General features: G+C 70.8%; 10 protein-coding genes and 1 pseudogene. 4 read left to right on the forward strand and 7 right to left on the reverse strand.

Annotation, left to right across the window (positions count from 1 at the left end; all coding sequences use genetic code 11):
• Positions 1–97: 97 nt before the first annotated feature.
• On the reverse strand, positions 98–904 hold the full coding sequence (locus tag ACWEJ6_RS19050) for an SAM-dependent methyltransferase (RefSeq protein WP_452425037.1): 807 nt from the start codon (positions 902–904) through the stop codon (positions 98–100).
• Between the two features lie 142 nt (positions 905–1,046).
• Between ACWEJ6_RS19050 and ACWEJ6_RS19055 the strand changes: the two genes are divergently transcribed.
• Positions 1,047–1,772, forward strand: coding sequence for a helical backbone metal receptor (locus ACWEJ6_RS19055; RefSeq protein ID WP_452425039.1), 726 nt, complete (start codon positions 1,047–1,049; stop codon positions 1,770–1,772).
• Here the strand turns inward: ACWEJ6_RS19055 and ACWEJ6_RS19060 are convergent, their stop codons facing one another.
• The 4 genes from ACWEJ6_RS19060 to ACWEJ6_RS19075 are packed head-to-tail and all read right to left on the reverse strand — an operon-like array spanning position 1,773 to position 6,034.
• Entirely contained in the window at positions 1,773–2,918 is a 1,146-nt protein-coding gene (locus ACWEJ6_RS19060; RefSeq protein WP_397162425.1) for an ROK family transcriptional regulator, read from the reverse strand.
• Positions 2,919–2,920: 2 nt separating this feature from the next.
• Positions 2,921–3,766: a carbohydrate ABC transporter permease gene (locus ACWEJ6_RS19065; RefSeq protein ID WP_352349881.1), complete on the reverse strand. Its 846-nt coding sequence runs from the start codon at positions 3,764–3,766 to the stop codon at positions 2,921–2,923.
• Positions 3,753–4,667 (reverse strand): carbohydrate ABC transporter permease, encoded by a 915-nt coding sequence (locus tag ACWEJ6_RS19070; RefSeq protein WP_387668114.1) that lies wholly within the window; start codon positions 4,665–4,667, stop codon positions 3,753–3,755. The genes ACWEJ6_RS19065 and ACWEJ6_RS19070 overlap by 14 nt, the downstream gene beginning before the upstream one ends.
• Complete coding sequence (locus ACWEJ6_RS19075; protein ID WP_452425042.1) at positions 4,664–6,034, reverse strand: ABC transporter substrate-binding protein; 1,371 nt, start codon at positions 6,032–6,034, stop codon at positions 4,664–4,666. Before ACWEJ6_RS19075 ends, ACWEJ6_RS19070 begins: the two co-directional genes overlap by 4 nt.
• A 449-nt stretch (positions 6,035–6,483) precedes the next feature.
• Between ACWEJ6_RS19075 and ACWEJ6_RS19080 the strand changes: the two genes are divergently transcribed.
• From ACWEJ6_RS19080 to ACWEJ6_RS19090, 3 genes and pseudogenes are all read left to right on the forward strand, one after another.
• The gene (locus ACWEJ6_RS19080; RefSeq protein WP_358283338.1) at positions 6,484–7,518 is read left to right on the forward strand and encodes a zinc-binding dehydrogenase; all 1,035 of its coding nucleotides are present in this window, start codon (positions 6,484–6,486) and stop codon (positions 7,516–7,518) included.
• Positions 7,515–8,300 carry a sugar phosphate isomerase/epimerase family protein gene (locus ACWEJ6_RS19085; protein WP_358283340.1) on the forward strand — a complete coding sequence of 262 codons (786 nt, stop codon included), beginning with the start codon at positions 7,515–7,517 and terminating at the stop codon, positions 8,298–8,300. The genes ACWEJ6_RS19080 and ACWEJ6_RS19085 overlap by 4 nt, the downstream gene beginning before the upstream one ends.
• Positions 8,231–9,475 (forward strand): annotated as a pseudogene (locus tag ACWEJ6_RS19090) (MGH1-like glycoside hydrolase domain-containing protein); the annotation flags it as partial. The gene ACWEJ6_RS19085 and the pseudogene ACWEJ6_RS19090, both read left to right, overlap by 70 nt.
• A 9-nt stretch (positions 9,476–9,484) precedes the next feature.
• Here the strand turns inward: ACWEJ6_RS19090 and ACWEJ6_RS19095 are convergent.
• Positions 9,485–10,603 (reverse strand): zinc-binding dehydrogenase, encoded by a 1,119-nt coding sequence (locus ACWEJ6_RS19095; RefSeq protein WP_452425045.1) that lies wholly within the window; start codon positions 10,601–10,603, stop codon positions 9,485–9,487.
• Positions 10,596–11,546, reverse strand: a complete 951-nt coding sequence (locus ACWEJ6_RS19100) for a Gfo/Idh/MocA family protein (protein ID WP_358283344.1) — start codon at positions 11,544–11,546, stop codon at positions 10,596–10,598. Before ACWEJ6_RS19100 ends, ACWEJ6_RS19095 begins: the two co-directional genes overlap by 8 nt.
• Positions 11,547–11,550: the final 4 nt, after the last annotated feature.

The following is an 11,550-nucleotide window of genomic DNA, read 5'->3' on the forward strand; positions in this document are numbered from 1 at the left end:
CCATCGCCTCGGCCTCGCGGGCCACCCGCGTCACGCTGCCCAGCGCGGCGAACCTGCCGTACTGCGGGACGGCGAGGCCGAGGTCCATGGGCGCGTCCTAGACCTTCCTGGCCACGCCGCACACGATGAGCGACGACTCGGGGCGGTCCATGAAGTCGATCGTGTCCGCCTGGTCGGGATGCCATTCGGGCAGCCACACCAGACCGGGCTCCACCAGCTCGAACCCCTCGAACAGCTCCCTGATCCTGGTTCGGCTGCGCAGCGCCAGCCGCGCGGTGGCGTTGCGGTAGACCTCGGTGCCCGCGCTGACCGCGTCGGGACGGGCGTCGCTGGTGCCGTGGGACATGACCAGGTAACTACCCGGCGCCATGGCCTCACGCAGGGTCTTCAGGATCCGCTCCGGGGCGTCGGACTCCTCGATGAAGTGCATGATCGCCACCAGCAGCACGGCGACCGGCCGGCTGAAGTCGATGGTCCGCAGCACCTCCGGGTCGCGCAGGATGTCGCCCGGGTTGCGCAGGTCGCCCTCCACCACCGTGGTGTCCTCGCCGTGGCCGGTGAGCAGCGCCCTGGCGTGCACCAGCACCACGGGGTCACGGTCGACGTAGACGACGCGGGAGCCCGGGGCGACCTTGGCGGCCACCTCGTGCACGTTCCCCTGGGTCGGCAGCCCCGTGCCGATGTCGAGGAACTGCCTGATCCCGGACTCGGCGAGGTGGCGTACGGCGCGGCCGAGGAAGGCGCGGTTGGCCCGCGCCGCCGCCCGTACCTCGGGCGCCACCGCGAGGATGCGCTCGGCCGCCTGGCGGTCGACCGGGAAGTGATCCTTGCCGCCGAGGTAGTAGTCGTAGAGCCGTGCCACGTTCGGCGTGTTCGGATCGAAATCCGATGCCTCGTGCTCCAACCGTCGAGCCCCCGATCACAGAGTTTTAACGATCTTTACCGGGATTCTACGGATCTATACCGACATAAGAGTGGTGCTACGCATATTTCAGGAAAACGCAACCTAAGGTGGTGCCGTGGTCCACGATGACACAGGGATCCCTGTGGAGGTACCCCAGACCGTCCGGCGGATCGTGTCGCTGGTGCCGTCGCTGACCGAGTCCGTGGCGGCGACCGTCCCGGAGGCGCTGGTCGGGGCGACGGACTGGTGCACGCACCCGGCCGACCTGGACGTGGCCCGGGTCAGGGGCACCAAGAACCCCGACCTCGACGCCGTCCTGCGCCTGCGCCCGGACGTCGTCCTGGCCAACGCCGAGGAGAACCGCGCGCCCGACGTCGAGGCCCTGCGCGAGGCGGGCGTGGCGGTGTGGGTGACCAGGATCGAGACGCTGGAGCAGGCGTTCGCCTCGCTGGAGCGCATGTTCGCGCACGCCTGCCGGACGGACCGCCCGGACTGGCTGGCGGAGGCCCGCCGGGCGTGGGGAGCCCCCGCGCACGGCCCGCGCCGCACCGCGATCGTCCCGATCTGGCGCCGCCCCTGGATGGTCGTGGGCCGCGACACCTTCACCGGGGACGTGCTGCGCCACCTCGGCGTGGACAACCTGTACGCCGCCCACCCCGACCGCTATCCGAAGATCCCCCTGCCCGAGCTGACCGGCAACCGCCCCGACCTGGTCGTCCTGCCCGACGAGCCCTACGCCTTCAGCGCGGACGACGGCCCCGAGGCGTTCCCCGGCCTGGACTGCGCGCTGGTCAGCGGCCGCCTGCTGACCTGGTACGGCCCCTCGCTCACCGAGGCCGCCACCGCCCTGCCGCGCGCGCTGGCCTGATCAGCCGACGGCGGCCAGGGCGGCGTCCACGGCCGCGGGGGAGAGCACGTGCTCCATCACGATCACCGCCATGCCCACGATCCCGGCCCGGTCGCCGAGCCTGCTGGTGACGATCTCCAGGTTGCGCGTCGTGTACGGCAGGCTCCGCCGGTAGACGATCTCCCTGATCCCGGTCAGGTAGTGCTCCTCCGTCTGGGCCATGTCCCCGGCCAGCACCAGCACGCCGGGGTTGAGCAGGCTGACCGCGGTGGCCAGCACCACGCCGAGCGTGCGGCCCGCCTCCTGGACGCGCGCGATCGCCGCCGGGTCGCCGGCCTGCACCAGGCGCACGACGTCGCGGCTGGTCTCCCGGCCCAGGTCGGCCGCGATCGCGTGCCCGCTGGCCAGGGAGGCCACGCAGCCGCGCGAGCCGCAGGTGCACACCCGGTCGTCGGTCTCCCGGATGCGGACGTGCCCGATGTTGCCCGCGGCCTCCTCGACGCCCCGGTAGATCCGCCCGTCGAGGACGATGCCGGTGCCGATGCCGGTGGACACCTTGACCAGGATCAGCGAGTCGGTCTCCCGCCAGGACGACCACCACTCGCCGAGGGCCATCGCGTTGGCGTCGTTCTCCACCAGGACCGGCACGTCGTACGTGCGCCCGACGGCCTCCCTGATCGGGTGGTCGTCCCAGCCCGGCATCAGGAACGACCTGATCACCCGTCCGCCGGTGTGGTCGACCGAGCCGGGCAGGTCGAGCCCGATGCCGCACACGTCGCCCGCCGGCCGCCCGGCCCTGTCCAGCAGGCGCTGGAACGCCTCGCGCACCCACGTCAGCACGGGCTCGGGCCCGCGGTCGATGCGCATCTCGGCGCGTTCCTCGGCCATCGGACGGGCGGCGAGGTCGGTGAGCGCCACCCTGGCGTGGGTGGCGCCCAGGTCGGCCACGAGGATCAGCCGCCGGGCGGCGTCGACGTCGAGCACCGAGGGCGGCCGGCCGCCGCCCGAGGCGCCGACGCCGGACTCGTGCAGGTAGCCGGCGGCGATGAGCCGGTCGACCCGGTCGGTGACGGTCGACCGGGACAGGCCGGTGAACTCGATCAGGTCTTTGCGGGTACGGCAGGAGCCATCGCGGATGAGCTGGAGGACCTGCCCTGCCGTCAGCATGTCTATCCCTTCTCCGCTCCTGCCGTGAGGCCCTCCGTCAGCAGGCGTTCACTGGCGAAGAACACGATCACGATGGGCAGCGTCAGCACCACGGATCCTGCCATCAGCACCGTCGTGGGGATCTCTATGCTCCCCGCCAGCTGAGAGAGCCCCAGGGAGACCGTCCAGCTCTCCCGCCGCTCCACGAGGAACAGCAGGGCGAACAGGAACTCGTTCCACGCGATCATGAACGCGTAGAGGCCGGTTGCCATGAGCGCGGGCTTGGACAGTGGCAGCACCACCCGCCAGATGGTCGACAGCCGCGAGCAGCCGTCGATCGCGGCCGCCTCCTCCACGCTCTGCGGCACGGTCTCGAAGTAGTTGCGCAGCATGTATACCGTGACGGGCACGGTCTGCGCGATATAAACCAGGATCAGTCCGACCAGAGATCCCCTGAGGCCCAGCATGGTGAACAGCACGAACAGGGGGATGGCCAGCACGATCGCCGGGAACAGGTAGACGGCGAGGAACAGGAAGTGCACCTGCCGCCGGCCGAAGAAGCGCAGCCGCGCGACGGCGTAGGCGCCCGGGATCGAGATCAGCAGCGTGGCGGCCACCGAGGCGACCGCCACGACCGCGCTGTTCCTGATGAACGTGAGGAACCCCTGCGTGGTCAGCACGTTCACGTACGTGTCCAGGGTGAAGTGCCGCGGCCACACCGAGCCGGGCTCCAGGATGAGCTCCTGGATGTCCCGTACGGACAGCGTCACCATGTACAGGAACGGCAGCCCGGTGACGGCGAAGAGGAACACGATGACCACGGGCCGCAGCGCCGCGAACAGCGCGCGCTCGAACCTATCCCTGCTCACGGTCGCCTCCCGAGAAGAAGCGCAGGTACACGGCCAGCAGGACGACGAGGACGACGGCCAGCACGATCGCCTGCGCGGCCGAGGCGCCGATGTCGTCGCGGGCGGTCAGGAAGTTGTAGACGCGCACGCTGACCACCTCGGTGCCGGCGCCGCCGCCGGTCAGCAGGTAGACGTCGTCGAACTTGGTGAAGGTGAACACGAACCGCAGCACCGCCAGCAGCGCCACGATGCGCCAGAGCTGCGGCATGATCACGTGCCGGAAGCGCTGGGTGGGGGTGGCGCCGTCCACGACCGCGGCCTCCTCCAGCTCGGCCGGCAGGGCCTGCAGCCGGGCCAGGATGAACAGGAACGCGAACGGGAAGTACCGCCACGCCTCGAACGCGATCACCGTGAGCAGCGCGACCGGCACCTTCAGCCCCAGGAAGTCGCCCTGGGCCTGGGTGAGGAAGGCGATCGGCTCCTTCAGCCAGGTGTTCACGATGCCGTACTGGGGGTTCAGCATGGTCTCCCACAGGAAGGCCACGGCCACCACCGGCGCCACGTACGGGATCAGGATCGAGGCCCTGACCAGGGTGCGGCCGGGGAACCGGTCGCGCAGGGCGAGCGCGGTCACCAGGCCGATCGCGATCGACAACGCCGTGCCGGCCACCGTGTAGATCAGGGTGTTGACCAGCGACGCCCAGAAGCCCGGCTCGGACATCACGTACGTGAAGTTCTCCAGCGTGTAGTGCCCGAAGACGCCGGCCCGGCGGATGTTGATCAGCCGGACGTCCTGGAAGGCCAGCATGATCGCCCACAGCAGTGGCAGCACCACCACGACCAGCGTGATGACCAGCGTGGGCGAGATCAACGCCAGCCCGGCCCGCCCTTCCCGCTGCCGCAGGGTGCGGGGTGCGCTCATTGCCGGATCCCGCGCTTGATGGTCTCCACGTCCTTCTTGGCCTGGACGGCGGCGGCCTGCGGGGTCAGCGAGCCGTCGGCCACCTGGCTGAGGGCCTTGGGCACGGGCAGCTCGCCCATCGTGGCGCCGACCAGCTTGCCCTGGCCCTGCGGGATGCCCCAGCGGGCGAAGGTGTCGGGGCTCTTGCGCAGCGCGTCCAGCACGTCGGCCGGGTAGGCCTCCGACAGCGGCTTCTTGGCGTCCACGCCCGCGGGCAGCTTCTTCCACTTGTCGGCGAAGCCCTTGCGGGTGGGGAACTTGCCCTCGGGCGCCATCCCGATCCAGCGCTCGTATCCCTCGTCCATCATGTACCTGACGAACTTGGCGGCCGGATCGGCGGCGGCGCCGCGCAGCACCGCCCAGGAGACGATCTCGCCGTACTGGGCGGGCGCGCTCGCGCCGGGGCCCTTCAGCGCCGTGACCACGCCGGTGTTCTTCGCCAGCCACTCGGGGTCGGCGCGGCACTCGGCGCAGCTCGGCAGCGCGTCCTTACGCAGCCCCGCCAGCTCGTCGAGGATGAACGACGACCAGATCATCATGGCCGCCTTCCCGGAGAAGTACGTGGCCCTGGTGGAGTCGACGTCCTGTTTGCCCTTGACCGAGTAGTTCTTCGCCAGCTTTGCGTAGAAATCGAAGGCTTTCACGCACTGTGGGCTGCCTAGCGTGACATTTCCGGAATTGTCGACCAGTTGGCAGCCGTTCGCCAGCGCCACGTGCTCGAAGCTCTGCGCGGTGAAGGAGTCCTTGGGCGCGATCGCCAGCGTGATGCCCGCCACCCCGCCCGCGTTCAGCTTCGCCGCCGCCGCCTCCAGCGCCTCGTAGGTGTCCGGCGGCGCCAGCCCGGCCTTGTCGAACAGGTCCTTGCGGTAGAGCAGGAGCTGCGCCCACCCGTCGCTGGGCACGGCCAGCAGCCTGCCGCCCGAGGAGTCCAGTTCGAGCGCGCGCGGCGAGAAGGAGTCCCTGCCGAGCCCGTCCACGATCCGGCCCGGCGTCTCGGTGTCCAGCAGGTCGTTGGCCTCCAGCTCGCGGACGGAGGCCAGCGGCAGCGCGCCGATGACGTCGGGGAGGTCGTCCGCGGCGGCGGCGGCCGTCACGGTCTGGCTGAACTGGTCCTCCCCGACGCCGACCAGCTTCACCTTGATCCCGGTCTTCCTGGTGAACTCGGCGATGATCTGGTTCTGCACGGCCATCCGGTCGCCGAGGTTCTCCTCGGTCCAGACGGTGATCTGGTTGGCGCCGGACTGCTGCTCGCCGCCGTCGCCGCAGGCCGTGAGGGCGGCCGAGGCCAGCAGTGCGACGGAGAGGACGGCGGTGACCCGGTTCGGCATGGCACGCTCCTCTGGTTGGGGATATGCCGCACTTACCCGTAGAAAAGGGGCAGGCACCTGGCGTAGGCGAGAACGAGACCGGTCCGTTCTCTCGCCGTGCCGCCGCCGCACGTCACCAGGGCCTTCGGTAAAAGGTTGCTCGGCGTTGCGGCAAATCTTCCCCATAACCGATCACGGACGCCCACCTCGAAACGATCTGGTCTGATGTCATTTCGGTCATCCGGCTGCTGCCCGGGCAAGCACTTCTGGCGCTTCCGGATCAGGTGGACAGACGGGGCGTGACATGTCGGTAAGGTCTCTTTCCAGAACGCGCCCTACCGGAAACCTGGATTCCATCGGCCGCGATCGACGGAAGTCGTAGACTTACGAGTGTTTCGAGCGCAACTATGGTGTGCAAACAAACACTAAATCTCTGACTTTTGATTGATCAAAAAGCGTAAGTGTGGGGTATGCGCGTCATCACCTTCCAAGAGCCAGGCCGTGTCAGCGTCAGCCTGGAGTCGCCCGCCGAACTCGTGCCGGGCTCCGTCCGGGTGCGGACCCTCTATTCCGGGGTCTCCGCGGGCACCGAGCTGACCGCATATCGCGGCACCAATCCCTACCTCACCCGTAAGTGGGACACCGAGCGCCGGCTCTTCCTCGAAGGCCAGACGCACGCCTACCCCCTGTCCGGCTGGGGCTACCAGGAGGTCGGCGAGGTGGTGGAGGCGGCCCCCGACGTCGCCGAGCCGCCCGTCGGCAGCCTCGTGTGGGGCATCTGGGGCCACCGCGCCGAGGCCGTCGTCCCCGCCGAGAAGCTGGCCGGGCACATCCTGCCGCCGGGGGCCGACCCCGTCGCGGGCGTCTTCGCCCGGGTCGGCGCCATCGCGCTCAACGCCGTCCACGCCGCCGACGTGCACCTGGGCGACCAGGTCGCGATCTTCGGCCAGGGCGTCATCGGCCTGCTCGCCACCCGCATGGCGGTGCTCAGCGGCGCCCGGGTGGTGGCCGCCGACGCCATCCCCGACCGGCTCGAACTCGCCAGGAAGTTCGGCGCCGCCGAGACGTTCGACGTGCGGTCGGGGTCGGTCGCCGAGTTCCTGCGCAAGCGCATCGAGGGCGCCGACACCGCGATCGAGCTCAGCGGCAACCACCTGGGCCTCCAGGAGGCCATCAGGAGCGTGCGCAAGGGCGGCCGGGTCGTGGCGGCCGGCTTCTACCAGGGCGACGGCATCGGGCTGCGGCTGGGCGAGGAGTTCCACCACAACCAGGTGCAGCTCGTCTCCTCCCAGATCGGCGGCGTCGCCTCCTGGCTGGCCCACCGCTGGGACGTCGAACGCCTCCAGCGCACGTTCATGGAGCTCGTGCACCGGGGCGAGGTCGAGGTCGGCGACCTGGTCACCCACCTCGTGCCGGTCGAGCAGGCGGCCGAGGCGTTCGACCTGATCGACAAGCACCAGTCCGAGGTGCTCCAGCTCGTCTTCACCTTCGAGGAGTCACGATGAAGCTCGCCGCCCAGGAGCAGCTTCTGCCCGGCCGCAGCCTGCAGGAGAAGTTCGCGTTCGCGGTGGAGGCCGGGTTCGACGCGATCGAGCTGAGGGGGAAGGGCGACTTCCACTTCGCCGGCCGGCTGACCGAGCTCAAGCGGGCGCTGGCCGACGGCGTCGTGATGCCGACGGTGTGCGTCGAGATGCCGCACTTCATCGGCGACTTCGACCCGGCCAAGCGCAAGGACGCCATCCAGCAGCTCAGGTCGCAGCTCACGGTGATCGCCGAGCTGGGCGGCATCGGCGTCATGACCCCGGCCTCGTGGGGCCAGTTCTCGCTCCGGCTGCCGCCGTTCGAGCCGCCGCGCACCGCCGCGGACGACCGGGAGGTGCTGGCCGAGGCGCTCGGCATCCTCGGCGAGCACGCCCAGCGCAACGGCGTGCTGATCATGCTCGAACCCCTCAACCGGTACGAGAACCACATGGTCAACACGCTGGCCGACGCGGTCTCGTACTGCTCGATGGACTCGATCAGGATCGTCGGCGACACCTACCACATGAACATCGAGGAGGACGACCCCTGCCGGGCCCTGGCGGAGGCGGCCCCGTACCTCGCGCACATGCAGATCAGCGAGTCCAACAGGAACCAGCCCGGCACCGGCCACCTCGACTGGGGCGCGCAGCTCGCCACGCTCGACGCCGTCGGCTTCGACGGCTACCTCGCCCTCGAATGCCGGCTGCGGGGCGAGCCCGAGATCGTGCTCCCGCAGACGGCGGCCTTCATCAGGAAATTCCTGTGATCCTCCGCGACGCCGTACGCGTGCTCGTCGCCAACTGGGACGGCAGCCACACGGTTCCCTCCCGTCGTCTGTACCCCCACCAGTGGAGCTGGGACTCCGCCTTCATCGCGATCGGCAACGCCCGCTGGTCGCCGCGGCGGGCCAGGGCGGAGCTGCTGTCGCTGTTCGGCGCCCAGTGGGCCGACGGCCGGGTGCCGCACATCGTGTTCAACCCCGTCGTGCCCGAGGGCGCCTACTTCCCCGGCCCGCAGTTCTGGGGCGCCCGAGCGCCGTCCGGCTCGGCGACCTCCGGCATCGTGCAGCCGCCCGTGCACGCGCTGGCCGCCTGGAAGGTGCACCAGGCCGAGCCCGACCCGGCGTTCCTGGCCAGGATCTATCCCAAGCTCGTCGCCCAGCAGGAGTTCCTGCGCGCCTCCCGCCGCTCGCCCGAGGGCCTGATCTCGATCGTCCACCCGTGGGAGTCGGGCATGGACAACAGCCCGGCCTGGGACCTTCCGCTGCGGGCGGTCGAGACCGGCGCGACGGGCTTCGTCCGCCGGGACCTCAACACCGTCAGCGCCGACGAGCGCCCCACCGACCGCGACTACGAGCGGTACGTCGCCCTGGCCGGCGCCTACCGCGACAGCGGCTACCGGCGGGCCGGCTCGTTCGAGATCGAGGACCCGCTGTTCAACGCCGCGTACGGCGTGGCCGAGTCGGCGCTCGCGGAGATCGCGCAGGTGTGCGGCCACGACCCCGGCCCCCACCGGCGCGAGGCCGCCGCCGTCACCGCCGCCATGGTCGACCACCTCTACCAGGACGGCCACTTCCGCCCCCGCGACCTGCGCACCGGCCGGCTGATCCGCTCGGGCAGCGCGGCCGGCCTGGTGCCGCTCATGCTCCCGGGGCTGCCGCCGGAGATCGCCGAGGCGCTGATCGGCACGGCCCTGGACAAGTTCTCGCTCAAGGACGGCGTGCTGCCCAGCCACGCCCCGGCCACGGCCGAGTTCGACCCGGCCCGCTACTGGCGCGGGCCGAGCTGGATCAACCTGACCTGGCTGGTCTGGCAGGGGCTCCGGGACCGCCGTCCCGACCTGGCCGACCTGCTCGCCGAGGGCATGATCCACGCCGTCGCCCACTCCGGTTTCCGCGAGTACTTCAACCCGTTCACGCTGCGCGGCCACGGGTGCCGGGACTTCAGCTGGTCAGCGGCCCTCATCCTCGACGTCGTGGCTGAGCACGGCCTGGACGGCCTGCCGCCGTCGGGCCGCGAGATCGGTCAGAAGTTCGGGGGCCTCCCCGAAGCCGACGACATCGGTGACCAGGTGCTCGCGTAGCAGCCTCCCGCGCTCCCTGAGCAGGCCGATCGTCTCGTGCGACAGGCGTTCCCGGTCCCAGGCGTGCGCGAGGCCGCGCGGCACCCGGCCGATCTGGGCGCAGCGCAGCGCCAGCCCGTTGTGGTGGAACTCCTCGCCGAGCCGCACCTCGTCGGCGCCCTGGGTGTAGAACGCCAGATCGATCAGCGTGCCCTGCGGGCGCAGCAGCCGCAGCCCCAGGGCCAGCGCCCGCGGTTGACCGCGGCACTGGAAGACCAGGTCCGCGCCGCGGTCGTTCGGGGCGTGCCGCCAGCGGCGCTTCAGCGTCACCGCCGGGTCGTCGTCGGGCTCGGCCAGGACCTGCGTGCCGATCGCCTCGGCCACCGCGAGCCTGGCCCGGGTCTCGTCCACGACCACCACCTCGGCGGCCCCGCAGGACAGGGCGAAGGACGCGGTCAGCAGCCCCACCACGCCCGCCCCGACCACCGCGACGCGGCGGCCGCGCACGCCGTCGCCCAGGTGCTGGACGGCCGGGCCGTGCAGGTCGGCGGCCGCGTGCAGCATGCCGTTGGCGCAGATCGGGCCCATGTGGGCGACGTAGATGCCGAGCAGCGGGTCGAGGTCGCCGGGCAGCACGACGAACCGGTCGGCCATCGGGTCGGCCACGTACGCCGTGCGGTGGCCGTAGGCCATGGCGACCCGCGCGCCCTCGGCCACGGCCCGCGTGCGGGTCTCGGCGACCACGCCCACCTGCATGTAGCCGATGCCGCGCACCGGGTACGCCACCGACGGCGTGCCCGGCAGGAACAGCCCGAGCGCCGGGTCCCAGGCCGAGGTGAGGTAGGGGTTGGCGCCCTTGAGATAGGTCAGCTCGGTGCCCGCCGAGACGCCGCTGTGCGTGGTGGCGACCATGAAACCGCCGTCGGGCAGGCCGGCCAGCTTCTCCTCGACCAGGCGCACCTCGCCGGGCGCCTCGATGCTCAGGATCGTGCTCGTCGCCTCAGTCATCCAGCATCACCGGCCTCCGTTCCGCCGCGGAGCGCGCCAGGGCGACGGCCAGGCGGTGGGTTCGCAGGGCTTCGCCGTACGGCGCGCGCACGTCGGCGTCCTTCCCGCGCACCGCGTCGATGAACGCGCGGTCCACGAGGGTCTTGGCGTGCCCGCCGTCCTCGACGGCCTCCTCGCCGTCCACGAGCAGCCGGGTCTCGCTGAGCTCCAGCGCGATGCCGTCGGCGCACACCTCCAGCCCCACCCGGTGCTTGTGGCGCAGCAGGCAGGAGGTGGCCAGCAGGCCGGTCGCGCCGCCCGCGAAGCTCATGACGGCCGACGTGGCCCGGTCGATCTCGCCGTCCACCGCGTTCCCGGCCGGTACGGCGTGCACCATCGACACCTCGCCCACCAGCAGCCTGGCCAGGTCCAGGACGTGGACCGCCTGCTCCAGGATCTGGCCGCCCGACATGCTCGCCTTCAGCCACCAGCCGACCGGCGGGACCTTGTCCAGCCAGTGCCCGAGCGCGAGCTGCACGGGACGGCCGTCGAGCCGTTCCCGGGCCCGGTCGACGATGTCGAGGTAGCGCCAGTGGTGGCCGACGGCGGACGGCAGCCCGCGCCGGTCGATTTCGGCTGCGATGTTTTCTGCGGTTTTGAGGTCGAGAGAAAGGGGTTTTTCCACAAAAATCGGGAGATTGCACGACAAGACGTCGTATTCAGGGTTACCGTGCGCGAAAGGAGGCACACAGACGTAGACAGCGTCGAGACCGCCGGCCTCCAGCAGGCCGGCATGGTCGCCGTAGGCGGGGGCGCCGTGCGCGGAGGCCAACGCCTCAGCCTTGTGGAGATCGGTGTCGGCCACCCCGGCAATCGTCACATCGGGGAAGCCGGACAGGACATCTGCGTGGCGAGCGGCGACATTTCCGGCACCAATGATGCCGACACGGGTAATTGGGGACACAACC

The sequence above is a fragment of the Nonomuraea sp. NPDC004702 genome (assembly GCF_053601695.1).